The sequence below is a fragment of the Streptococcus sp. GMD5S genome (assembly GCF_000298715.2).
GTDB lineage: Bacteria > Bacillota > Bacilli > Lactobacillales > Streptococcaceae > Streptococcus.
Window position 1 is genome coordinate 1 of record NZ_AJRG02000016.1, and the last position, 22,647, is coordinate 22,647.

A 22,647-nucleotide genomic window follows, 5' to 3' on the forward strand; every position below is an offset into this window, starting at 1 on the left:
TCCCGCAATTTGGCTCGGTAGCTCAGTTGGTAGAGCAATGGATTGAAGCTCCATGTGTCGGCGGTTCGATTCCGTCTCGCGCCATATTTTATTTATAACTTGGAAGGGTAGCGAAGAGGCTAAACGCGGCGGACTGTAAATCCGCTCCTTCGGGTTCGGGGGTTCGAATCCCTCCCCTTCCATTACTTTAGTTACGGGCATAGTTTAAAGGTAGAACTAAGGTCTCCAAAACCTTCAGTGTGGGTTCAATTCCTACTGCCCGTGTTAATATGATTATGGCGGGTGTGGTGAAGTGGTTAACACACCAGATTGTGGCTCTGGCATGCGTGGGTTCGATCCCCATCACTCGCCTATTTTATATTATTGGGGTATAGCCAAGCGGTAAGGCAAGGGACTTTGACTCCCTCATGCGTTGGTTCGAATCCAGCTACCCCAGTTACTATTTGCCGGCGTGGCGGAATTGGCAGACGCGCTGGACTCAAAATCCAGTGTCCGCAAGGACGTGCCGGTTCGACCCCGGCCGCCGGTATAGTAATAAAGACAAGGTTTTCGGACCTTGTTTTTTGTTTTGGTAAAGATTTTGATTAAGTACAGATAACTGATGAATCATCTTTTTCTTCTTATTCTAGTCATTTTTAGTGTATTTTTGGTATAATATTACTTATTCACAATTTATTTTGATTATGAAAGAGTTTGGTGATTAATGTCTCGGTCTGTTGAATTACTAAAGAAACGTTACTTAAAGAATATAAAAGAGCACCCAGATTTATTTATTGGGATTGAGTTAGAATATCCTATTGTAAATTTAGAGGGTAAAGCTACAGATGGTGAAGTTGTTAAGGATCTCTTTCGGTATTTACCATCAGTACTGGGCTTTACTATCGAAAAAGTGGATGATTTTGGGAATCCAATTCAGTTGCTTGATCCAGTCAGCCAAGATACGATCTTGTTTGAGGTTGCTTATACGACGATTGAGTTTGCATTCGGAAAGGCCGAATCTATCCAAGAGGTAGAAGAACGCCTTAACTTCTATATGGCTACGATTCAGAATAAATTGGGTGAAGCTAATCATGCTATTGTTGGCCGCGGCATTCATCCTAACTGGGATAAAAATGAGAATTGTCCAGTGGCTTATCCACGCTATCAGATGTTGATGGATTATCTGAATTTGAGTAGAAATGTAACTAAATCAGATTTACATCATTTCCCTGAGTATGGAGCCTTTATCTGTGGGAGTCAGGTTCAACTAGACATTTCAAGGTCCAACTACCTGCGTGTTATCAATGCTTTTACTCAAATTGAAGCTGCCAAAGCTTGTTTGTTTGCAAATTCTGAGTTTTCAGGGGCAGATTGGGATACCAAGATTTCGAGAGATATTTTTTGGGAAGAGTCTATGCACGGGATTTATCCTGAAAATGTAGGCGTCAATGCCAGACTCTTCAAAGACGAGAATGATTTTTTTGATTATCTAGATTATTCTGCAATCTTTACTGCGGAGCGTGATGGGCAGATCTATTATTTTTATCCGATTCAGGCTAGGGACTATTTGGCTACACCTGAAATCCAAGCATTTACCCTTAATGGGGATGAGGTGTTAATTCATCCTCAGGAGGAGGATTTCCAAACTCATCGTAGTTACCAGTACCAAGACTTAACGACTCGAGGAACAGTTGAGTTTCGTAGTGTGTGTACTCAGCCACTTGATAGGACTTTTGCTTCTGCTGCCTTTCACTTGGGCTTGTTGGTTCATTTAGACAAGCTTGAAGCTTACTTGCGAACTGCTCCATTTTTTACCACAGCTGGTCGTGATTATAAGCTTTTAAGACGACAATTTTCTAAAAAACAACTCACAGATGAAGAAGAAGCTGCGGTTCTCGAGTTTTCTAAAGATTTACTCACCCTAGCTGAGGAAGGACTGGAGAAAAGAGATAAGCAAGAAATGGTTTATTTAGAGCCTTTGAAGAAAGAATTGGGATTATAATTTCTCTTATAAAGGGAGAATTTTCTGAAAAATCATGATATAATGGAAGAGACTATAGATAAAGGATAGAGATTCATGACATTAGTTTATCAATCAACGCGTGATGCCAATAATACAGTAACTGCCAGCCAAGCTATTTTGCAAGGTTTGGCGACGGATGGTGGTCTGTTTACACCACTTACTTATCCAAAGGTGGATTTGGACTTTGAAACATTAAAAGATGCTTCTTACCAAGAAGTGGCTAAATTAGTTTTATCAGCCTTTTTAGATGACTTTACGGCTGAGGAGTTGGACTACTGTATCACCAATGCCTACGATAGCAAGTTTGATACTCCAGCTATTGCGCCATTGGTGAAACTGGATGGGCAATATAACTTGGAACTGTTCCATGGTTCAACGATCGCTTTTAAAGACATGGCCTTGTCTATCTTGCCGTACTTTATGACAACAGCCGCTAAAAAGCATGGTTTGGAGAACAAGATTGTCATTTTGACAGCGACATCTGGTGATACTGGGAAAGCTGCTATGGCGGGGTTTGCCGATGTGCCTGGAACTGAGATTATCGTTTTTTATCCGAAAGATGGTGTTAGCAAGGTACAAGAGTTGCAAATGACTACTCAGACTGGCGACAATACTCATGTTATCGCTATTGATGGAAACTTTGATGATGCACAAACAAACGTGAAGCACATGTTCAACGATGTGGAACTTCGTGAAAAATTGGCAGCGAACAAGTTGCAATTTTCATCAGCTAACTCTATGAACATTGGTCGTTTGGTACCACAGATTGTTTATTATGTTTATGCCTACGCTCAGTTGGTCAAGTCTGGTGAGATTGTGGCTGGTGAAAAGGTCAATTTCACAGTACCAACAGGAAACTTTGGAAATATTTTGGCTGCCTTTTATGCTAAACAAATCGGTCTTCCAGTTGGCAAATTAATCTGTGCTTCAAATGACAACAATGTTTTGACAGACTTCTTCAAGACACGTGTTTACGACAAGAAACGTGAGTTTAAAGTGACAACTAGTCCATCTATGGATATTCTGGTATCTTCAAACTTGGAGCGTTTGATTTTCCATCTTTTGGGGAATGATGCGGTTAAGACTGCTGAACTCATGAATGCCTTGAGTACACAAGGACAATATGAATTGACAGACTTTGATGCAGCGATTTTGGAACTCTTTGCAGCTGAATATGCGACTGAGGAAGAAACAGCAGCAGAAATTAAACGTGTTTATCAAACAGATGCCTATATCGAGGATCCACATACGGCGGTTGCCTCAGCAGTTTATAGAAAATACAAAGCGGCTACTGGGGATGCGGCTAAGACAGTGATTGCTTCAACAGCTAGTCCATACAAGTTCCCAGTGGTTGCCGTAGAAGCGGTAACAGGAAACGCAGGCTTGACTGACTTTGAAGCCTTGGCTCAATTACATGACATTTCAGGAGTGGCAGTGCCACCAGCGGTTGATGGCCTTGAAACAGCTCCAGTTCGTCATAAAACAACAGTGGCAGCTGCTGACATGCAAGCAGCGGTGGAGACTTATCTAGGACTTTAAGACAGAGGAAGTAAACTCGGTTGGGAAACCAACTGAGTTTCTTTTCATCAGGAGGAGAGATTGTTTAAGAAAAATAAAGACATTCTTAATATTGCATTGCCAGCTATGGGTGAAAACTTTTTGCAGATGCTTATGGGCATGGTGGATAGTTACTTGGTCGCTCACTTGGGCTTAATCGCTATTTCAGGTGTTTCAGTGGCTGGCAATATTATCACGATTTACCAGGCGATTTTTATCGCTCTGGGAGCTGCTATCTCCAGTGTTATTTCAAAAAGTTTGGGACAGAAAAATCAGTCCAAGTTGGCTTATCACGTGACAGAGGCTCTCAAGATAACCCTATTGCTGAGTGGGCTTTTAGGCGCCTTATCACTCTTTGCTGGGCAAGAGATGATAGGACTTTTGGGAACTGAGCAGGCTGTGGCTGAGAGTGGTGGGCTCTACCTATCTTTGGTGGGTGGATCGATTGTTCTCTTGGGCTTGATGACCAGTCTAGGTGCCTTGATTCGTGCAACGCATAATCCGCGTCTACCTCTCTATGTGAGTCTTTTATCCAATGCCTTGAATATTCTTTTTTCAAGTCTAGCTATTTTTGTCCTTGATATGGGCATAGCGGGTGTTGCTTGGGGGACTATCTTGTCTCGCTTAGTCGGTCTTGTGATTTTGTGGTCGCAATTAAAGCTGCCTTTTGAGAAACCGACTTTTGGTTTAGATAAGGAACTATTGACTTTGGCTTTACCAGCGGCAGGAGAACGTCTCATGATGCGGGCTGGAGATGTAGTGATTATTGCCTTGGTTGTTTCTTTTGGGACGGAGGCAGTAGCGGGGAATGCAGTCGGAGAAGTCTTGACCCAGTTTAACTACATGCCTGCCTTTGGCGTCGCTACGGCAACGGTCATGCTGGTAGCTCGAGCAGTTGGAGAGGATAATTGGGAAAGAGTCGCTAGTTTGAGCAAACAAACCTTTTGGCTTTCCCTGCTTCTCATGTTGCCCTTAACTTTCAGTATCTATGCCTTAGGAACACCACTGACTCATCTCTATACGACCGATCCTGTAGCAGTCGAAGCGAGCGTTTTGGTGGCGCTGTTCTCTCTACTAGGAACCCCCATGGCGACAGGGACAGTTATTTATACGGCAGTTTGGCAGGGTTTGGGAAATGCTCGCCTCCCCTTTTATGCGACAAGTATTGGGATGTGGTGTATCCGTATAGGGACAGCTTATCTGATGGGTATTGTTCTTGGTTGGGGCTTGCCTGGTATTTGGGCAGGGACTCTCTTGGATAATGGTTTCCGTTGGTTATTTCTACGTTACCGTTACCAGCGTTATATGAGCTTGAAAGGATAGGAGATGCAAAAAACAGCTTTTATTTGGGATTTGGACGGGACTTTATTGGACTCATACGAAGCGATTTTGTCAGGGATTGAGGAGACCTTTGCTCAGTTTTCTATTCCTTATGATAAGGAGAAAGTGAGAGAGTTTATCCTCAAGTTTTCTGTGCAGGATTTGCTGGAGCAGGTGGCAGAAGAGAGAAATCTGGATGCGGAAGTGCTCAATCAGGTACGTGCCCAGAGCTTGTCTGAGAAAAATGCCCAGGTAGTTTTGATGCCAGGTGCGCGTGAAGTGCTAGCTTGGGCAGACCAAGCAGGGATTCAGCAGTTTGTCTATACTCATAAGGGGGACAATGCGCTTACCATTCTAAGAGACTTGGGTTTGGAATTTTATTTCACAGAGATTTTAACTAATCAGAGTGGTTTTGCACGCAAGCCCGGTCCAGAGGCGGCGACATATCTGCTAGACAAGTATCAGTTGGATCCTGATAACACCTATTATATAGGGGATCGGACTTTGGATGTGGAATTTGCCCAGAATAGTGGTCTTCAAAGCATTAACTTTTTAGAGTCATTTTATGAAGGGAATCAGAAGATTCAAGCACTAGCAGATATTCCTTATATTTTTGAGGATAAGTAACGAGAAGAGTGTGTCAGTTTTGTGACAGAAACCTAACAAACTATTTCAACTGATCGAGTTTGTTACAAGGAATGGTCAGTTCTGTTAAATAGGCCCGAGAGGGCTTTTTTTCTGCTTTTTTTGTGTTATGATAGACAGGTACTCATTTGAAAGGAATGTGAACGAATGAAGAAAAGAATTATCTTAGCCTCAACAGTAGCCTTGTCTTTTGCGCCAGCATTGGCAACTCAAGCGGAAGAAATTGCATGGACAGCACGTACCGTTGAGCAAATCCAAAATGACGTGACGAAAAACGAGAACAAAAACAGCTATACAGTTCAGTATGGTGATACCCTGAGCACGATTGCAGAAGCTTTGGGAGTTGATGTAACCGTTCTTGCTAATTTGAACAAAATCACCAATATGGACTTGATTTTCCCAGATACTGTCCTCACTACAACTGTCAATGAGGCAGAAGAGGTGACGGAAGTTGAAATCCAGACACCTCAAGCAGATTCTAGTGAAGAAGTGACGACTGCGACAGCTGATTTGACGACCAACCAAGTAACCGTCGATGAACAAACAGTTCAAGTAGAAGACCTTTCTCAACCAATTGAGGAAACTCCAACTGCAACAGAGAATGAAAAACCAGCAGAAGTAGCGCCAAGTTCAGAAGTTTCTGAGACAGGGACAGTTGCTGAAGAGACACCATCTACAGAAACACCTGTAGCTGAAGAAACAGCTGAAACGACTCCAGCGGAAGCACCAGTAGCAGAAACAACTCGCCCAGTTGAAGAAGCTCCACAAGTGGCGACTCCAGCTACCGAAGAAACGGCAGCAACAACTCCAGCAGAAGCACCAGTAGCAGCTGCGCCGGCAACTGAAACGCCTGCTGATACAACAGGAACAAGTGCAACAGAAGAAACAGCAGCATCAACAGCAACTTCTGACACTGCAACTTCGACTTATCAAGCAGAGCAAAGCCAAACTCCTTCAAGAACATATTCAGCTCCAGCAGCTCCTGACTATGCAGGACTTGCTGTAGCTAAGTCTGAGAATGCTGGTCTTCAACCACAAACTGCAGCCTTTAAAGAAGAAGTAGCCAACTTGTTTGGGATTACATCCTTTAGTGGCTACCGTCCTGGTGACAGTGGGGACCATGGTAAAGGTTTGGCCATCGACTTCATGGTTCCAGTGAGTTCAGCACTTGGTGATCAAATCGCGGAATATGCAGTCAAAAATATGGCTAGCCGTGGTATCAACTATATCATCTGGAAACAACGTTTCTACGCTCCATACGATAGTAAATATGGACCAGCCTACACGTGGAATCCAATGCCGGATCGTGGTAGTGTGACCGAAAACCACTATGACCACGTTCACGTATCAATGAACTAATCATTAAAATGGAAGTTGGGAACTAATTGAGTTCCCGCTTCTTTTTTTGTGTGATAGTTTCAGGGGAATGGGAAGATTATTCTGAAGCAAGGTGGGCCTGCTATTTTGACTCTGCTGAGTATGTTACTTTTGAAATAAGAAAACCAGCGTCCTGAACGACGCTGGTTTTTGTAGACTCTTATCCATTTCGACGTTTACGGGCTAGTAGGGCTCTGTAAAAGAAGATATGATTGTTTTGGATATAGGGAAGGATTGAAAAACTAGCAATTCCAAAAGTGAGCCAGTTGAGGAAGTACCAAGGGAGTAGTTGTAGGTCGAGGACAAAGCGCTGGAATTTGTAACCCTTCATCAAGAAACGGCTGGTTTTCAGGATTTGACGGGGTTTAGCCTGTCCTAAATCCAGAGTATCGCAGAGGAGGAATTCTACCTGCGAGTAGGCATAATATTGTGGAACGTAGAGGATGTTCCCTACAATCATCAAGATGAGACTCGCGAAAAAGTAGAGGCCAAAGGTCATAAGGAACTGCTCTGTTTCAAGGGATGAGAGGTCTAATTTTGGAAATTCAGGATGTAGGGCGACAAATCTCCGAGCTAAGAGATTGCTATAAAAGAGAAAATAAACGCCTACTAAGTTTGGAATGCTCCATAAAAAGAGGTAGAAACGTTTGAGGAGCAGAGTGAGGAAGGTTTGCGAGAAGCGCTCTTCAGCAAAGAGGGCCAGGCTTGATTTTACTGAGAGTTCTGTATCAGGATCCTTGAGGAGTCGGAGTGTCGCAAAAGCAGCACCTGCTAGAAAAATTGTGCTCAAAAAAGAAACCACTAGTGGGAAGAGATAGGCTTGGAGCACTTGTGCCAGCATGCTGAAAAAGGATTGCTCTAAAACACTTTCTTGGAGACGAGCCAAGGGGTTGAGAAAGCCTGATAAGATGACCAGTATGCTAGGTAAGAGATAGACGAGAAAGAGGCGGGGATTTTCAGCCTGAAACTGCCTCGTCTGCAGACGAATGGTTTTTAAATCAATTTTTGGGTATTTCATTCTCTCATTATACCATAGTTCGTGACAGTTCCTAGTTTTTTTGATAAAATCATACAGTATGCCTTTGGGCACAAAGTATGAACTGGGACTGTTTTTCCCAGCTTCGGAGGTAAAAAATGTCAGATTCACCAATCAAATACCGTTTGATTAAGAAAGAGAAACACACGGGAGCTCGTCTGGGAGAAATCATCACCCCGCACGGTACCTTCCCGACACCTATGTTTATGCCAGTTGGGACCCAAGCTACTGTCAAGACCCAGTCACCAGAGGAGTTGAAGGAGATGGGATCAGGGATTATCCTCTCTAATACCTATCATCTCTGGCTTCGCCCTGGAGATGAACTCATCGCACGCGCAGGTGGTCTCCACAAATTTATGAACTGGGACCAACCAATTTTGACAGATAGTGGTGGCTTCCAGGTTTATTCCCTAGCAGATAGCCGAAATATCACCGAAGAAGGAGTAACCTTTAAAAACCATCTCAATGGTTCCAAGATGTTCCTATCGCCAGAAAAGGCCATCTCTATTCAGAACAATTTAGGCTCAGACATCATGATGTCTTTTGATGAATGTCCTCAGTTTTACCAACCTTACGACTACGTTAAGAAATCCATCGAGCGTACTAGCCGTTGGGCCGAACGTGGCTTGAAGGCTCACCGTCGTCCACATGACCAAGGTTTGTTTGGAATTGTACAGGGGGCAGGATTTGAAGACCTTCGCCGTCAGTCAGCTCACGACCTTGTTAGCATGGACTTCCCTGGTTACTCTATCGGTGGTTTGGCAGTAGGAGAGACCCATGAAGAAATGAATGCAGTCTTGGACTTTACAACTCAACTGCTGCCTGAAAATAAACCTCGCTATTTGATGGGTGTGGGAGCGCCGGATAGCTTGATTGATGGGGTGATTCGTGGTGTGGATATGTTTGACTGTGTCTTGCCGACTCGTATCGCTCGTAACGGAACTTGTATGACCAGCCAAGGTCGTTTGGTTGTCAAAAATGCACAATTCGCTGAAGACTTTACGCCACTGGATCCTGAGTGTGATTGCTACACATGCAAGAACTACACACGCGCCTACCTTCGTCACCTGCTCAAGGCTGACGAAACCTTTGGTATCCGCTTGACTAGCTACCACAATCTCTACTTCTTGCTCAATCTGATGAAGCAAGTGCGTCAAGCCATCATGGATGATAATCTATTGGAATTCCGTGAGTATTTTGTGGAAAAATATGGCTACAACAAGTCAGGGCGCAATTTCTAAAGTGTAAAATTAGAATGCCAAAATCCTAAGTTTTCTCTTAGGATTTTTCCTATTTTTTTGATAGAATAGGGAGTATAATGGAATGGAAATTAGGCGGTGTTTTGCTTCCTAATTTAATGGAGAATAGACTCGTATGCGTATTAAATGGTTTTCCTTGATTAGGATTACAGGTTTACTTTTGGTGCTTTTGTACCACTTCTTTCAAACGATCTTTCCTGGAGGCTTCTTTGGGGTAGATGTCTTTTTCACTTTTTCAGGATTTTTGATCACCTCCCTCCTTTTAGAAGAATTTGGGAAGGCACGCCAGATTGACTTACTGGGCTTTTTTAAGAGACGGTTTTACCGCATCGTGCCACCTGTGGTGCTGATGGTTTTGGTGACCATGCCTTTTACTTTCTTGGTTCGTCAAGACTATGTTGCTGGAATTGGTGGCCAGATAGCTGGAGTTCTCGGTTTTATGACCAACTTCTACGAAATGTTAACAGGGGGTAGTTATGAATCCCAGTTCATTCCGCATCTCTTTGTTCACAACTGGAGCCTAGCTGTTGAGGTTCACTACTATATCCTTTGGGGCTTAGCGGTTTGGTTCTTATCGAAACGTTCAAAATCTAGTAGTCAATTGAGAGGGATAGTCTTTCTCCTTTCTGCAGGAGCTTTTATCATTAGCTTTTTCTCCATGTTTATTGGTAGTCTAATGGCTAGTTCCTATTCATCTGTCTACTTTTCAAGTTTAACCCATGTCTATCCCTTCTTTTTAGGAAGCATTTTGGCGACAGTTGTGGGGGTTCGTCAGACGAGCGATTTAGTCAAGCAGTTTGACCGGATGTGGGACCTTCGTCAAAATCTACTGGTATTTGCTGCGGGGCTTTTGGTATTGTTGCTTCTGACTTTCTTTGTCAAATTTACCTACCTGTTTGCGTACTTATTTGGCTTCTTGCTAGCAAGTTTAGCGGCAGTGACCATGATTTTTGCTGCGCGTGTCTTGCATGAGAAAACGCCTGAGATACAAGAACCTCGGATCATTACATTTTTAGCGGATACTAGCTACGCGGTTTATCTTTTCCACTGGCCTTTTTATATTATCTTTTCTCAGCTGATGAGTAATCTGCCTGCTGTTATTCTGACAATCATCTTTTCTTATTTCTTTGCTATCCTATCCTTCTATATTATTGAGCCGTTGATTGCCGGTAAATCCAATCCTTTAATACGGAAGATTAGTCGATTGCCTCATATTAAACCAATTAGTGCTGGTGCTGCTGGCATTCTTACCTTGATTACCTTGATTATCATAGCTGTGGCTCCTCAAGTTGGAGCTTTTGAGACAGACTTGATGGTCAATGGTTTCAAACAAGCCCAGACCAATATAGGACAAACAAAGACTCTTGCTGAACAAGCTGAACTGAGTCGTCTAGGAATTTCTGAGGGAACAAGCCTAATAGGAGATTCGGTAGCCTTGCGTGCCAATACAGCCTTACAAGAGGCACTTCCTGAAGCGAATATCAATGCCCAGGTTAGTCGAACGACCAAGCAAGCCAATGACATCATGCTCAATAACAGTCAGAACAAGGCGCTGCTAAAAACAGTCGTCATTGCAACGGGAGTCAACAATCCTGAAGGTTATAAGAATGATTTGGACAGCATCGTGAACCATCTACCGAAAGGACACCATCTGATACTGGTGACACCTTATGAGGGAGATAAGAGCAAGGACACTTACACATCAGTGGAACAGTATGCGGCTTATGCGAGAGAATTAGCTGAAAAGAACCCATATGTGAGCATCGCTGACTGGAATAAGGTTGCTAAGGAACACCCTGAAATCTGGGCTGGAACTGACCAAGTTCACTTTGGAAATAATAGCAACATGATTGAAGAAGGTGCTAAACTTTACGCAGAGACGATTGCAGCTGCTGTTAAGGCTGCTCAAGAACTACCTGTAAAATCAAAATAAAATTAAAGAGTTGGAGAAATCCAGCTCTTTTAAAATATCTCTAGAAAATAGGTCTATACCATTTACAAATGAAAAAGAAAGGTTTATAATGTAATTGACATAATAAATTCTAGAATCAATCTATCAAGGAGGTTATCATTATGCCTAATTATATTAAAGCGGATCAGTTTTTCTACCCACACGGAGTTCGTCGTGGCGGTTACTTGGAACTTGTGGATGGCAAGTTTGGCAAACATGTAGAACAGATTCCTGAAGGAGCTGAGGTGATTGACTATACAGGTTATAGCATTGCCCCAGGACTTGTGGATACCCACATTCATGGATTTGGCGGTGTGGATGTCATGGACAATAACATCGAAGGAACCCTTCATACCATGAGTGAAGGTCTACTTAGCACGGGTGTTACCAGCTTCTTGCCAACGACCTTGACTTCCTCTTACGAGCAGTTGCTTGCGGTAACTGAAAATATCGGCGCTCGTTACCAGGAAGCAAGTGGAGCCAAGATTCGTGGGATCTATTTTGAAGGACCTTATTTCACAGAGAAATACAAGGGAGCCCAAAACCCTGCTTATATGAAAGACCCCCGTATGGATGAGTTTCGTGCTTGGCAAAAAGCAGCAAATGGCCTGCTCAATAAAATTGCCCTTGCGCCAGAACGTGAAGGTGTAGAAGACTTTGTTCGTACAGTTACGGGTGAAGGAGTGACCGTTGCTCTTGGACACTCCAATGCGACTTTTGATGAAGCTAAAAAAGCAGTCGATGCTGGAGCGAGTGTTTGGGTACATGCCTACAATGGGATGCGTGGGTTGACTCACCGTGAGCTCGGTATGGTGGGAGCCATGTATGAATTGCCACATACTTACGCAGAGTTGATCTGTGACGGTCACCACGTAGATCCAAAGGCCTGTGATATTTTGCTCAAGCAAAAAGGAACTGAAAATATCGCCCTTATCACAGACTGTATGACAGCGGGTGGATTGGAAGACGGCGACTACATGTTGGGAGAATTCCCAGTAGTTGTTGCTAATGGAACTGCTCGCCTCAAATCGACAGGCAATTTGGCAGGTTCAATCCTCAAACTCAAAGATGGTTTGAAAAATGTGGTCGAATGGGGCATTGCGAATCCGCATGAAGCAGTCATGATGGCCAGCCTCAACCCAGCAAAATCTGTTCACATCGATGATGTCTGTGGTCAAATCCGTGAAGGTTATGACGCTGACTTTATCGTACTAGATAAAGATTTGGAATTGGTAGCAACCTACCTAGATGGTGTGAAACGTTATCAAGCCTAAGAAGATAAAAAATAGGGGTCAATAAAGGACTCCTATTTTTATTATCAGATGAAAATAATAGGATTAAAGAAATTGCTAATGGGGGAAACAAGCAAAATCCTTTTCTTGTATTAAAAAATTAGATATAATATACGATACAAAGGAAGTAGTAAGAATGTATCGTGTTATAGAAATGTATGGGGATTTTGAACCGTGGTGGTTCATAGAAGGTTGGGAAGAAGATGTCATCATGAGTCAATCTTTTGACAAGTATTATGATGCTCTAAAATATTATAAATCATGCTGGTTTGAGCTGGAAAAGAAGAATCCTCTTTATAAGAGTCGGAGTGATTTGATGACTATCTTTTGGGATCCTGCTGATAAACGCTGGTGTGATGAGTGCGATGAGTATTTGCAGCAGTACCATTCTTTGGCACTTTTACAGGATGAGCAAGTCATCCCCGATGAAAAGCTACGTCCAGGCTACGAAAAACAAACAGGTCAAGAAAAGCATCGTTCTTGCCGCATGAAATGGAGATAAAAAGTAACTTTTAAAAGTTGCTTTTTATTTTTTTCAATTTTTTGCGAATAGTTAGATAAGGAGGGCGGTATGGTACAAGAAATTGCACAGAAAATTATTGCTACTGCGAAAGCAAAGAAGGCTCAGGATATCTATTTCATTCCCAAGGAAAAGTCCTATGAGCTTCACATGCGGGTTGGAGACGCGCGGTGTCTCGTTGACTCCTATGAGTTTGATGTTTTAGCTGCTGTGATTAGTCATTTTAAGTTTGTAGCGGGTATGAATGTAGGGGAGAAGAGACGTAGTCAGCTGGGCTCTTGCGACTATCAGCATGGGGAGAAGGTGTCTTCTCTGCGTTTGTCTACCGTAGGAGATTATCGGGGACATGAGAGTTTGGTCATTCGTTTGTTGCACGACGAAGAGCAGGACCTGCATTTCTGGTTTCAGGATATGAATGAACTGGGTGAGCAGTACCGGCAACGGGGCCTCTACCTTTTTGCGGGTCCAGTTGGAAGTGGCAAGACGACCTTGATGCACGAATTAGCCAAGTCTCTGTTTATGGGGCAACAGGTTATGTCCATCGAAGATCCTGTCGAAATCAAGCAGGAAGACATGCTCCAGTTGCAGTTGAATGAAGCGATTGGCTTGACCTATGAAAATCTGATCAAACTGTCTCTCCGGCATCGTCCGGACCTCTTGATTATCGGTGAAATTCGTGACAGCGAGACAGCGCGTGCAGTGGTCAGAGCCAGTTTGACAGGGGCGACAGTCTTTTCAACCATTCATGCTAAGAGTATCCGAGGTGTTTATGAACGCCTTCTGGAGTTGGGGGTGACGGAGGAGGAATTAGCAGTTGTTCTGCAAGGAGTCTGCTACCAGAGATTAATCGGGGGAGGAGGAATCGTTGACTTTGCAAACAAAGACTATCAAGAACACCAGCCAACCAGGTGGAATGAACAGATTGACCAGCTTCTTAAAGATGGACATATCACAAGTCTTCAGGCCGAAACGGAAAAAATTAGCTACAGCTAAGCAGAAGAAAATCATCACCCTGTTTAACAATCTCTTCTCCAGTGGCTTTCATTTGGTGGATATTATTTCTTTCTTGGGAAGAAGTGCCCTGCTAGAAAAGGACTATGTGGCCCAGATGCACCAAGGCTTGGCTCAGGGGAAATCTTTCTCAGAGATGATGGACAGCTTGGGCTTTTCAAGTGCTATTGTGACCCAGTTATCTCTAGCTGAAGTGCATGGAAATCTTCACCTGAGTCTGGGGAAGATAGAAGAATATCTGGATAATTTGTCCAAGGTCAAGAAAAAGTTAATCGAAGTGGCGACCTATCCTCTGATTTTGCTGGGATTTCTCCTGCTAATCATGCTGGGGTTGAGAAACTATCTACTTCCTCAACTGGACAGTAGCAATATCGCCACTCAAATCATCGGCAATCTGCCACAAATATTTCTGGGACTAGTGTTGGTTTGCTCTCTATCTTTGCTTTTAGCTCTCACTTTTTACAAAAGAAGTTCCAAGATGCGGGTCTTCTCGATGTTAGCGCGGATTCCCTTTCTAGGAATCTTTGTCCAGACTTATCTGACAGCTTATTATGCGCGTGAATGGGGCAATATGATTTCGCAGGGGATGGAGCTGATGCAGATTTTTCAGATCATGCAGGAACAAGGCTCACAGCTCTTTAACGAAATCGGTCAAGATTTGGCTCAAGCCCTGCAAAATGGCCGCGAATTTTCTCAAACCATAGCGACCTATCCTTTCTTTAAAAAGGAGTTGAGTCTCATCATCGAGTATGGGGAAGTCAAGTCCAAGCTGGGGAGTGAGTTGGAAATCTATGCTGAAAAAACTTGGGAAGCCTTTTTTACCCGAGTCAACCGCACCATGAACTTAGTACAGCCACTGGTTTTTATCTTTGTGGCCCTGATTATCGTTTTACTTTATGCGGCAATGCTTATGCCCATGTATCAAAATATGGAGGTAAATTTTTAAAATGAAAAAACTCATGACAAATTTAAAAAAAGCCAAGGTTAAAGCTTTCACTTTGGTAGAAATGTTAGTGGTCTTGCTCATCATCAGCGTTCTTCTCTTGCTCTTTGTGCCCAATTTGACCAAGCAAAAGGATGCCGTAGATGATAAAGGAAAAGCTGCTGTTGTCAAGGTCGTGGAAAGCCAGGCAGAACTTTATCGTTTGGATAAAAATGATGATGCCAGCCTCAGCAAATTACAAGCGGACGGTCGTATCACAGCTGAGCAAGCTAAAGCTTACAAAGACTACCATGCAAAACAAAAAACCAGTCAAACTGTTGCAGATTAAGGCCTTTACTATGCTTGAAAGTCTCTTAGTTTTGGGACTTGTGAGTATCCTTGCTTTGGGCTTGTCCGGTTCTGTTCAGTCCAGTTTTGCGGCGGTAGAGGAGCAGATTTTCTTTATGGAGTTTGAAGAACTCTATCGGGAAACGCAAAAACACAGTGTTGCCAGTCAGCAAAAGACTAGTCTAAACTTAGATGGGCAGACGATCAGCAATGGCAGTCAAAACTTGACCGTTCCTAAAGGAATTCAGGCATCATCAGGACAAAGCATTATATTTGACCGAGCTGGGGGCAATTCGTCCCTGGCTAAGGTTGAATTTCAGACTAGCAAAGGAGCGATTCGCTATCAATTATATCTAGGAAATGGAAAAATTAAACGCATTAAGGAAACTAAAAATTAAGGCAGTGATCTTACTAGAAGCAGTAGTAGCGCTAGCCATATTTGCCAGTATTGCAACCCTCCTTTTAGGACAAATTCAGAAAAATAGGCAGGAAGAGGCAGAAATCTTGCAAAAAGAGGAAGTCTTACGTGCGGCTAAGATGGCTCTGCAGACAGGGCAAAATCAAGTAAACATAAACGGAGTGGAGATTCAGGTGTTTTCTAGTGAAAAGGGATTGGAGGTCTACTATGGTTCAGAGAAGTTACTCGACCTTAAAGAGCAGTAAGGTAAGAGCGTTCACTCTTTTAGAATCTCTGATTGCCCTTATCGTCATTAGCGGAGGCTTGCTCCTCTTTCAGGCTATGAGTCAGCTCCTCATTTCAGAAGTTCGTTACCAGCAGCAAAGCGAGCAAAAGGAGTGGCTCTTGTTTGTGGATCAGCTGGAGGCAGAGTTAGAGCGTTCGCAGTTTGAAAAGGTAGAAGACAATCGCCTCTACATGAAACAGGATGGTAAGGATATCTCTATAGGGAAATCTAAATCGGATGATTTTCGGAAGACCGATGCCAGCGGACGGGGCTACCAACCTATGGTTTATGGACTTAAATCAGCTCAAATTACAGAGGGAAATCAACTGGTTCGCTTCCGTTTCCAGTTTCAAAAAGGCTTAGAAAGGGAGTTCATCTATCGTGTGGAAAAAGCAAAAAGTTAAGGCAGGCGTTCTCTTATATGCAGTCACCATGGCAGCCATTTTTAGCCTTTTGTTGCAGTTTTATTTGAATCGGCAAGTCGCCCATCACAAAGACTTTGCCCTAAACAAAGAAAAGTTGGCAGCTTTTGCTATGGCCAAGCGAAGTAAAGATAAGGTTGAACAAGAAAGTGGAGAACGAGTCTTTAACTTAGGAAAAGTCAGGTATCACAATACGAAAACAGGTTTTGCAACAAGTGTTCGTATGAATAAGGGCAACTATGAATTTCTCTTTCCTCAGATGAAAACCCAAGAAAAGAGAACAGCTAAAAAGGAAGAGGTAGCGACTGATTCAAGCAATCAAGCAGGGAAGAAAAAATCAGAAGAAAAGTCTGAAAAGAAAGACAAATCCTAGTCAATTCAACTTCTTTGTGCTAAACTAAAAGCATGAAACACGATTTTAATCACAAAGCAGAAACTTTTGATTCGCCCAAAAATATCTTTCTTGCAAATTTGGTTTGTCAAGCAGTTGAAAAACAGATCGCTCTTCTATCAGACAAAGAAATTCTGGATTTCGGTGGTGGGACAGGTCTATTAGCTTTGCCCCTAGCCAAGCAGGCCAAGTCGGTTACCCTTGTAGATATCTCGGAGAAAATGCTGGAGCAAGCCCGTTTGAAAGCAGAGCAACAAGACATCAAGAATATCCAGTTTTTGGAGCAGGATTTACTGGCAAATCCCTTGGAACAGCAATTTGACCTGATTGTTGTCAGTCGGGTTCTTCATCATATGCCTGATCTAGATGCAACTCTTGCCATGTTTTACCATCACCTTAGGGAGAATGGACAAGTTCTCATCGCTGATTTTGTCAAGACAGATACCAACCATCATGGTTTTGATTTAGCTGAACTGGAAAATAAGTTAATTCAGCAGGTTTTTTCATCTGTGCATAGTCAGATTCTCTATAGCGCTGAAGAATTGTTTCAAGGAAATTATTCAGAACTCTTTTTAACAGTAGCCCAAAAATCACTCGCTGACTAAAGCAGTGATTTTTTCTCTTCAGATGGAAAAAAGGAGGGAAATTTGATAAGATAGGAATATGGATTTTGAAAAAATTGAACAAGCTTATACGTATTTACTAGAGAATGTCCAAGTCATCCAAAGTGATTTGGCGACCAACTTTTATGATGCCTTAGTAGAGCAAAACAGCATTTATCTAGATGGCGAGACTGAGCAAAAGCAGGTCAAGGAGAACAATCAAGCCCTTAAGCGCTTAGCACTTCGCAAGGAAGAGTGGCTCAAGACCTACCAGTTTCTCTTGATGAAGGCGGGACAAACGGAGCCTTTACAGGCCAATCACCAGTTTACGCCGGATGCCATTGCCCTCCTCTTGGTACTTATTGTGGAAGAGTTGCTGGATCAAGAGGAAATTAGCATCCTCGAAATAGGTTCTGGTATGGGGATTTTGGGGGCTACTTTCTTGACTTCTCTTGCTAAAAAAGTAGATTACTTGGGAATCGAAGTGGATGACTTGCTGATTGATTTGGCAGCCAGTATGGCAGATGTGATTGGTTTGCAGGCTGGTTTTGTCCAAGGAGATGCCGTTCGTCCGCAAATGCTTAAAGAAAGCGACGTGGTCATCAGCGACTTGCCTGTAGGCTATTACCCAGACGATGCCATCGCTTCTCGCTATCAAGTGGCTTCTAGTCAAGAGCATACCTATGCCCACCATTTGCTGATGGAACAAGGCTTCAAGTACCTTAAGTCAAATGGCTATGCTATTTTTCTAGCTCCGAGTGATTTATTGACCAGCCCTCAAAGTGACTCATTAAAAGGGTGGCTCAAAGACGAAGTGAGTCTGGCTGCTATCATCGCTCTGCCAGAGGATATTTTCTCAACTGCAAGCCAAGCTAAAAGTATTTTTGTCTTACAGAAGAAAAGAGACAAGGAAATAGAACCCTTTGTCTACCCTCTTACTAGCTTGCAAGATCCGTCAGTTTTGTTGACCTTTAAAGAAAATTTTCAAAATTGGAGCAAAGGTACTGAAATATAAAAGAGATTTTGTTATAATAGATGAAAACGCTTAAAAAGAGGTATCATCTTATGACAAAAACAATTGCAATCAATGCAGGAAGCTCAAGCTTGAAATGGCAACTATACCAAATGCCAGAAGAAACTGTATTGGCGAAAGGCTTGATTGAACGTATTGGCTTGAAGGATTCGATCTCAACAGTAAAATTTGACGGTCGTTCGGAGCAACAAATTCTTGATATTGAAGACCATACACAAGCCGTTAAAATTTTATTAGATGACTTGATTCGTTTTGACATTATCAAAGGGTACGACGAAATTACAGGTGTCGGCCACCGCGTCGTTGCAGGTGGTGAATATTTCAAGGAATCAACAGTTGTTGAGGGAGATGTGTTAGAAAAAGTTGAGGAATTGGGACTGTTGGCTCCTCTTCACAATCCAGCTAACGCAGCTGGAATTCGCGCATTTAAGGAATTGCTGCCAGATATTACCAGTGTTGTCGTATTTGATACCTCATTCCACACAACCATGCCAGAGAAGGCTTATCGCTACCCTCTACCAACTAAATACTACACAGACAACAAGGTTCGTAAATATGGTGCCCACGGGACAAGCCACCAGTTTGTCGCAGAAGAAGCAGCGAAACTTTTGGGCCGTCCTCTAGAAGATTTGAAATTGATTACCTGCCATATTGGTAACGGGGCTTCTATCACAGCTGTTAAGGGTGGGAAGTCTGTGGATACTTCTATGGGATTCACACCACTTGGAGGTGTGATGATGGGAACTCGTACAGGAGATATTGACCCTGCTATCATCCCTTATCTCATGCAATATACAGAGGATTTCAATACCCCTGAAGATATTAGTCGCGTTCTCAATCGTGAATCAGGGCTCATGGGAGTTTCTGGCCAGTCAAGCGATATGCGTGATGTGATTGCTGCCATGGAAGCAGGAGACCATGATGCAACTTTGGCTTATGAAATGTATGTTGATCGTATCCAAAAACATATCGGCCAATATCTTGCAGTCCTAAATGGAGCAGATGCGATTATCTTCACAGCAGGTATCGGTGAAAATGCTGCAAACGTACGTGAAGATGTCATCTCAGGTATCTCTTGGTTTGGTTGTGATGTGGATCCAGAAAAGAACGTCTTTGGTGTAACGGGAGATATCTCAACTGATGCGGCGAAAATCCGTGTCTTGGTTATTCCAACAGATGAAGAATTGGTGATTGCACGCGATGTTGAGCGCTTGAAAAAATAAGTAAATACACGTAAAATTTGATTGTAAAAAGAAGTTGGGAAAGAGATTTTCCAGCTTTTTTTATGTAGAAAATGTCTAAAACCTTGCTGTTATTGGCTTTTTCAAAAAATATGGTATAATAGTAGTAATTTAATAGATGGAGTTGAGTTTTGAAGAAAAGCTTTCGTGTAAAAAGAGAGAAAGATTTTAAGGCGATTTTCAAGGACGGAACAAGTTTTGCCAATCGAAAATTTGTTGTCTACCAATTGGAAAACCAGCAAAACCATTTTCGAGTAGGACTGTCCGTCAGCAAAAAGCTGGGGAATGCAGTTACCAGAAATCAAATCAAGAGACGAATCCGGCACATTCTACAAAGTGTAAAAGGGAGTTTAGTAGAGCATGTTGATTTTGTCGTGATTGCCCGAAAAGGGGTGGAAACCTTGGAATATGCAGAGATGGAGAAAAACCTACTCCACGTATTAAAGTTATCAAAGATTTACCAGGAAGGAAATGGGAGTGAAAAAGAAACTACAGTTGACTAGTTTGTTGGGCCTGTCCTTGTTTATCATGACAGCCTGTGCAACAAATGGTACAGCTAGCGATATAACAGCAGATTCGACAGACTTTTGGAGCAAATTCGTCTATTTTTTTGCTGAAATTATCCGCTTTTTGTCCTTTGATATTAGTATCGGAGTGGGGATTATTCTCTTCACGATTTTGATCCGGACGATTTTATTGCCGGTCTTTCAGACACAGATGGTTGCCTCTAGAAAAATGCAAGAGGCTCAACCGCGCATCAAGGCTTTGCGAGAGCAATACCCAGGTCGTGATATGGAAAGTAGAACCAAGCTAGACCAGGAGATGCGTAAGGTTTATAAAGAGTTAGGAATCAAACATTCATCCTCTCTCTGGCCAATTTTAATACAAATGCCGGTTCTCTTGGCGCTCTTTCAAGCCTTGAGTCGAGTAGACTTTTTGAAAACAGGTCACTTTTTATGGATTAATTTGGGAGGAGTAGATACAAGTTTTGTCCTTCCGATTTTGGCGGCAGTCTTTACCTTCTTGAGTAGCTGGTTATCGAATAAAGCTTTGTCCGAAAAAAGTGGAGCTACGACAGGGATGATGTATGGTATGCCTGTATTGATCTTTGTTTTTGCCATCTCCGCCCCAAGTGGTGTAGCCTTGTACTGGGCCGTATCCAATGCTTACCAAGTTCTGCAAACCTATTTTTTGAACAATCCTTTCAAGATTATTGCTGAAAGAGAAGCAGTGGCGCAAGCAGAAAAAGATTTAGAAGGCAAGAAGAGAAGAGCTTTGAAAAAAGCACAGAAAAAGAAAAAATAAGGAGGAATCTGGTAATGGTATTATTTACAGGTTCAACGGTTGAAGAAGCAATCCAAAAAGGATTGAAAGAATTAGACATTCCAAGAATGAAGGCCCACATCAAGGTCGTTTCAAAAGAGAAAAAAGGATTCTTAGGCTTGTTTGGTAAGAAGCCGGCTCAAGTTGATATCGAAGCGATTAGTGAAACGACAGTGATCAAAGCCAATCAGCAGGCCATTAAAGGGGTTCCAAAAGAAGTCAATGAAAAAAATGAACCCGTGAAAACAGTAAGTGAAGCAACTGTTGATTTGGGGCATGTAGTTGAAGCGATTAAGAAGATTGAAGAAGAAGGTCAAGGTGTTTCTGAAGAGGTCAAGGCTGAAATCCTGAAAAATGAAAAACATGCCAGCACGATTTTGGAAGAAACAGGTCATATTTCAATTTTAAATGATTTGGAACCAGAGGATACTGCCGAGGAAGTGGAATCTGCTCCAGAAAAAGAAACTGAAACGCAGGAAGCAACAAGCCAATCTTTGGAAGATTTAGGCTTGAAAGTAGAACCAAGTTATGACATCGAACAAGTGGCAACTGAAGTAGCTAACTACGTTCAAACCATTGTAGATGATATGGATGTTGAAGGGACGATTTCAAGTGACTACAATCGCCGCACCATCAATCTTCAAATTGACACGAATGAACCAGGCCGTATTATCGGCTATCACGGAAAAGTCTTGAAAGCTCTTCAACTATTGGCGCAAAATTACCTTTATAATCGCTATTCAAGAACTTTCTACATTACGATTAACGTCAATGATTATGTTGAACACCGTGCAGAAGTCTTGCAAACCTACGCTCAAAAATTAGCGAATCGCGTTTTGGAGGAAGGTCGTAGCCAGCAAACAGATCCAATGTCGAATAGCGAACGCAAGATTATCCATCGCATTATTTCACGCATGGATGGAGTGACCAGTTATTCTGAGGGTGATGAGCCAAATCGCTATGTTGTCGTAGATACAGAATAAACAAAATCAGGCTTGACCTGATTTTTTGCTAGAAAAAAGGAGAAAAGACCGATGATGGAAACCATCAGAAACTATCTATCTTACGCGGGGATCCAGTATCGTAATCCAGATAAGTCTGGAGATGAGCGAGAGAAGATGCTGGAATTGCGCCACAAAGGCCAGGAGGCTCGTAAGGCTTTTACAAATCTGGCCAAGGACTTCCAAGCAAGTCATCCAGAATGGCAACTTCAACAGACTAGTCAGTGGATGAATCAAGCGCAGCGCTTGCGACCGCATTTCTGGGCCTATCTACAGAGAGAGGGGCAGGTAACAGAACCCATGTTGGCGCTGCGTTTGTATGGGAAACCCTCAGATTTTGGGATTTCCTTAGAAGTCAGCTTCATTGAGCGCAAGAAAGATGAACAGACTTTAGACAAGCAAGCCAAGGTTTTAGAACTTCCAGTGGTAGAAGGAATTTATTATCTAGTCTACTCAAATGGGGAAAGTCATAAGGTGGAGGCTACTGAGGAGAACCGTCGCACTTTACGCGAGAAGGTACGCAATCAGGAAATCCGTAAAGTTTTGGTAAAGTCGGATGTTTCTTTTATTGAAAATCAAACATTAGCAGAGATTTTAGAAAAATTAGAAGAAACTTATACTCGCCTACTTCCTTACTATGAGGTGACGAGGAAGTAAAATTTCTCAAAAATATCATAAATCGTTCAGTCCAAGAGTGAACAGTCCGCTGTG

General features: G+C 42.6%; 24 protein-coding genes and 6 tRNA genes. 29 read left to right on the plus strand and 1 reads right to left on the minus strand.

Annotation, left to right across the window (positions count from 1 at the left end):
• Positions 1 to 11 precede the first annotated feature (11 nt).
• From GMD5S_RS0207635 to GMD5S_RS0207685, 11 genes are all read left to right on the plus strand, one after another.
• A tRNA-Phe gene (locus GMD5S_RS0207635) sits at positions 12 to 84 on the plus strand.
• A gap of 17 nt (positions 85 to 101) precedes the next feature.
• Positions 102 to 182, plus strand: a tRNA-Tyr gene (locus tag GMD5S_RS0207640).
• Between the two features lie 11 nt (positions 183 to 193).
• Positions 194 to 264: transfer RNA gene (locus tag GMD5S_RS0207645), tRNA-Trp, on the plus strand.
• Positions 265 to 278: 14 nt separating this feature from the next.
• Positions 279 to 351, plus strand: a tRNA-His gene (locus GMD5S_RS0207650).
• A gap of 13 nt (positions 352 to 364) precedes the next feature.
• Positions 365 to 436: transfer RNA gene (locus GMD5S_RS0207655), tRNA-Gln, on the plus strand.
• A gap of 9 nt (positions 437 to 445) precedes the next feature.
• Positions 446 to 529: transfer RNA gene (locus GMD5S_RS0207660), tRNA-Leu, on the plus strand.
• Positions 530 to 703: 174 nt separating this feature from the next.
• The gene (locus GMD5S_RS0207665; protein WP_000091645.1) at positions 704 to 1,981 is read left to right on the plus strand and encodes a hypothetical protein; all 1,278 of its coding nucleotides are present in this window, start codon (positions 704 to 706) and stop codon (positions 1,979 to 1,981) included.
• Positions 1,982 to 2,056: 75 nt separating this feature from the next.
• Positions 2,057 to 3,541 carry a threonine synthase gene (gene thrC, locus GMD5S_RS0207670; protein ID WP_000177138.1) on the plus strand — a complete coding sequence of 495 codons (1,485 nt, stop codon included), beginning with the start codon at positions 2,057 to 2,059 and terminating at the stop codon, positions 3,539 to 3,541.
• A 60-nt stretch (positions 3,542 to 3,601) separates the two neighbouring features.
• Positions 3,602 to 4,882 carry an MATE family efflux transporter gene (locus tag GMD5S_RS0207675; protein ID WP_000473993.1) on the plus strand — a complete coding sequence of 427 codons (1,281 nt, stop codon included), beginning with the start codon at positions 3,602 to 3,604 and terminating at the stop codon, positions 4,880 to 4,882.
• Between the two features lie 3 nt (positions 4,883 to 4,885).
• The gene (locus tag GMD5S_RS0207680; RefSeq protein WP_001172833.1) at positions 4,886 to 5,506 is read left to right on the plus strand and encodes an HAD family hydrolase; all 621 of its coding nucleotides are present in this window, start codon (positions 4,886 to 4,888) and stop codon (positions 5,504 to 5,506) included.
• A gap of 165 nt (positions 5,507 to 5,671) precedes the next feature.
• Entirely contained in the window at positions 5,672 to 6,883 is a 1,212-nt protein-coding gene (locus GMD5S_RS0207685) for a LysM peptidoglycan-binding domain-containing protein (protein ID WP_000745991.1), read from the plus strand.
• Positions 6,884 to 7,061: 178 nt separating this feature from the next.
• Here GMD5S_RS0207685 and GMD5S_RS0207690 read toward each other — a convergent pair whose 3' ends face one another.
• On the minus strand, positions 7,062 to 7,919 hold the full coding sequence (locus GMD5S_RS0207690; RefSeq protein ID WP_000876914.1) for a DUF975 family protein: 858 nt from the start codon (positions 7,917 to 7,919) through the stop codon (positions 7,062 to 7,064).
• Positions 7,920 to 8,035: 116 nt separating this feature from the next.
• Here GMD5S_RS0207690 and tgt point away from each other — a divergent pair, with 116 nt between their 5' ends.
• The 18 genes from tgt (at position 8,036) to GMD5S_RS0207780 (ending at position 22,593) form a co-directional block, all read left to right on the plus strand.
• Entirely contained in the window at positions 8,036 to 9,178 is a 1,143-nt protein-coding gene (gene tgt, locus GMD5S_RS0207695) for a tRNA guanosine(34) transglycosylase Tgt (RefSeq protein WP_001285237.1), read from the plus strand.
• Between the two features lie 133 nt (positions 9,179 to 9,311).
• A complete protein-coding gene (locus GMD5S_RS0207700) occupies positions 9,312 to 11,129 on the plus strand; it encodes an acyltransferase family protein (RefSeq protein WP_001220885.1) in 1,818 nt (605 codons plus the stop codon).
• Positions 11,130 to 11,269: 140 nt separating this feature from the next.
• Positions 11,270 to 12,421 carry an N-acetylglucosamine-6-phosphate deacetylase gene (gene nagA, locus GMD5S_RS0207705; protein WP_001134447.1) on the plus strand — a complete coding sequence of 384 codons (1,152 nt, stop codon included), beginning with the start codon at positions 11,270 to 11,272 and terminating at the stop codon, positions 12,419 to 12,421.
• Between the two features lie 154 nt (positions 12,422 to 12,575).
• Positions 12,576 to 12,941 (plus strand): DUF1033 family protein, encoded by a 366-nt coding sequence (locus GMD5S_RS0207710; protein ID WP_000286396.1) that lies wholly within the window; start codon positions 12,576 to 12,578, stop codon positions 12,939 to 12,941.
• 69 nt (positions 12,942 to 13,010) lie between these two features.
• On the plus strand, positions 13,011 to 13,952 hold the full coding sequence (gene comGA, locus GMD5S_RS0207715; RefSeq protein WP_000249575.1) for a competence type IV pilus ATPase ComGA: 942 nt from the start codon (positions 13,011 to 13,013) through the stop codon (positions 13,950 to 13,952).
• Entirely contained in the window at positions 13,900 to 14,916 is a 1,017-nt protein-coding gene (gene comGB, locus GMD5S_RS0207720) for a competence type IV pilus assembly protein ComGB (protein WP_000355379.1), read from the plus strand. The genes comGA and comGB overlap by 53 nt, the downstream gene beginning before the upstream one ends.
• Position 14,917: 1 nt before the next feature.
• Complete coding sequence (gene comGC, locus GMD5S_RS0207725; RefSeq protein ID WP_000735798.1) at positions 14,918 to 15,241, plus strand: competence type IV pilus major pilin ComGC; 324 nt, start codon at positions 14,918 to 14,920, stop codon at positions 15,239 to 15,241.
• A complete protein-coding gene (gene comGD / locus GMD5S_RS0207730) occupies positions 15,204 to 15,638 on the plus strand; it encodes a competence type IV pilus minor pilin ComGD (RefSeq protein WP_001180049.1) in 435 nt (144 codons plus the stop codon). The genes comGC and comGD overlap by 38 nt, the downstream gene beginning before the upstream one ends.
• The gene (comGE, locus tag GMD5S_RS0207735; protein ID WP_000413365.1) at positions 15,601 to 15,903 is read left to right on the plus strand and encodes a competence type IV pilus minor pilin ComGE; all 303 of its coding nucleotides are present in this window, start codon (positions 15,601 to 15,603) and stop codon (positions 15,901 to 15,903) included. Before comGD ends, comGE begins: the two co-directional genes overlap by 38 nt.
• On the plus strand, positions 15,866 to 16,327 hold the full coding sequence (gene comGF, locus GMD5S_RS0207740) for a competence type IV pilus minor pilin ComGF (RefSeq protein WP_000250713.1): 462 nt from the start codon (positions 15,866 to 15,868) through the stop codon (positions 16,325 to 16,327). The genes comGE and comGF overlap by 38 nt, the downstream gene beginning before the upstream one ends.
• A complete protein-coding gene (gene comGG / locus GMD5S_RS0207745; protein ID WP_000265645.1) occupies positions 16,305 to 16,718 on the plus strand; it encodes a competence type IV pilus minor pilin ComGG in 414 nt (137 codons plus the stop codon). Before comGF ends, comGG begins: the two co-directional genes overlap by 23 nt.
• A 32-nt stretch (positions 16,719 to 16,750) precedes the next feature.
• Positions 16,751 to 17,341, plus strand: a complete 591-nt coding sequence (locus GMD5S_RS0207750) for a class I SAM-dependent methyltransferase (RefSeq protein WP_000679770.1) — start codon at positions 16,751 to 16,753, stop codon at positions 17,339 to 17,341.
• A gap of 58 nt (positions 17,342 to 17,399) precedes the next feature.
• The gene (locus tag GMD5S_RS0207755) at positions 17,400 to 18,353 is read left to right on the plus strand and encodes a class I SAM-dependent methyltransferase (RefSeq protein ID WP_000345140.1); all 954 of its coding nucleotides are present in this window, start codon (positions 17,400 to 17,402) and stop codon (positions 18,351 to 18,353) included.
• A gap of 50 nt (positions 18,354 to 18,403) precedes the next feature.
• On the plus strand, positions 18,404 to 19,594 hold the full coding sequence (locus GMD5S_RS0207760) for an acetate kinase (protein WP_000167800.1): 1,191 nt from the start codon (positions 18,404 to 18,406) through the stop codon (positions 19,592 to 19,594).
• Between the two features lie 149 nt (positions 19,595 to 19,743).
• Positions 19,744 to 20,115, plus strand: a complete 372-nt coding sequence (gene rnpA / locus GMD5S_RS0207765; RefSeq protein ID WP_000748120.1) for a ribonuclease P protein component — start codon at positions 19,744 to 19,746, stop codon at positions 20,113 to 20,115.
• Positions 20,090 to 20,917, plus strand: a complete 828-nt coding sequence (locus GMD5S_RS0207770; RefSeq protein ID WP_000728097.1) for a membrane protein insertase YidC — start codon at positions 20,090 to 20,092, stop codon at positions 20,915 to 20,917. The genes rnpA and GMD5S_RS0207770 overlap by 26 nt, the downstream gene beginning before the upstream one ends.
• A gap of 14 nt (positions 20,918 to 20,931) precedes the next feature.
• Positions 20,932 to 21,918 carry an RNA-binding cell elongation regulator Jag/EloR gene (gene jag / locus GMD5S_RS0207775; RefSeq protein ID WP_000242587.1) on the plus strand — a complete coding sequence of 329 codons (987 nt, stop codon included), beginning with the start codon at positions 20,932 to 20,934 and terminating at the stop codon, positions 21,916 to 21,918.
• Between the two features lie 51 nt (positions 21,919 to 21,969).
• Positions 21,970 to 22,593 carry a hypothetical protein gene (locus GMD5S_RS0207780; RefSeq protein WP_000970732.1) on the plus strand — a complete coding sequence of 208 codons (624 nt, stop codon included), beginning with the start codon at positions 21,970 to 21,972 and terminating at the stop codon, positions 22,591 to 22,593.
• Positions 22,594 to 22,647: the final 54 nt, after the last annotated feature.

Bases quoted from the DNA above. Each gene is read 5' to 3' on its own strand.
- GMD5S_RS0207665 (WP_000091645.1), top strand. From the start codon at position 704: ATGTCTCGGTCTGTTGAATTACTAAAGAAACGTTACTTAAAGAATATA.
- comGB (WP_000355379.1), top strand. From the start codon at position 13,900: ATGGACATATCACAAGTCTTCAGGCCGAAACGGAAAAAATTAGCTACA.
- GMD5S_RS0207685 (WP_000745991.1), top strand. From the start codon at position 5,672: ATGAAGAAAAGAATTATCTTAGCCTCAACAGTAGCCTTGTCTTTTGCG.
- GMD5S_RS0207780 (WP_000970732.1), top strand. From the start codon at position 21,970: ATGATGGAAACCATCAGAAACTATCTATCTTACGCGGGGATCCAGTAT.
- GMD5S_RS0207755 (WP_000345140.1), top strand. From the start codon at position 17,400: ATGGATTTTGAAAAAATTGAACAAGCTTATACGTATTTACTAGAGAAT.
- GMD5S_RS0207680 (WP_001172833.1), top strand. From the start codon at position 4,886: ATGCAAAAAACAGCTTTTATTTGGGATTTGGACGGGACTTTATTGGAC.
- tgt (WP_001285237.1), top strand. From the start codon at position 8,036: ATGTCAGATTCACCAATCAAATACCGTTTGATTAAGAAAGAGAAACAC.
- thrC (WP_000177138.1), top strand. From the start codon at position 2,057: ATGACATTAGTTTATCAATCAACGCGTGATGCCAATAATACAGTAACT.
- GMD5S_RS0207710 (WP_000286396.1), top strand. From the start codon at position 12,576: ATGTATCGTGTTATAGAAATGTATGGGGATTTTGAACCGTGGTGGTTC.
- comGE (WP_000413365.1), top strand. From the start codon at position 15,601: ATGGAAAAATTAAACGCATTAAGGAAACTAAAAATTAAGGCAGTGATC.
- nagA (WP_001134447.1), top strand. From the start codon at position 11,270: ATGCCTAATTATATTAAAGCGGATCAGTTTTTCTACCCACACGGAGTT.
- GMD5S_RS0207690 (WP_000876914.1), bottom strand. From the start codon at position 7,919: ATGAAATACCCAAAAATTGATTTAAAAACCATTCGTCTGCAGACGAGG.
- comGD (WP_001180049.1), top strand. From the start codon at position 15,204: ATGCAAAACAAAAAACCAGTCAAACTGTTGCAGATTAAGGCCTTTACT.
- GMD5S_RS0207700 (WP_001220885.1), top strand. From the start codon at position 9,312: ATGCGTATTAAATGGTTTTCCTTGATTAGGATTACAGGTTTACTTTTG.
- GMD5S_RS0207760 (WP_000167800.1), top strand. From the start codon at position 18,404: ATGACAAAAACAATTGCAATCAATGCAGGAAGCTCAAGCTTGAAATGG.
- comGA (WP_000249575.1), top strand. From the start codon at position 13,011: ATGGTACAAGAAATTGCACAGAAAATTATTGCTACTGCGAAAGCAAAG.
- jag (WP_000242587.1), top strand. From the start codon at position 20,932: ATGGTATTATTTACAGGTTCAACGGTTGAAGAAGCAATCCAAAAAGGA.
- comGC (WP_000735798.1), top strand. From the start codon at position 14,918: ATGAAAAAACTCATGACAAATTTAAAAAAAGCCAAGGTTAAAGCTTTC.
- comGF (WP_000250713.1), top strand. From the start codon at position 15,866: ATGGTTCAGAGAAGTTACTCGACCTTAAAGAGCAGTAAGGTAAGAGCG.
- GMD5S_RS0207750 (WP_000679770.1), top strand. From the start codon at position 16,751: ATGAAACACGATTTTAATCACAAAGCAGAAACTTTTGATTCGCCCAAA.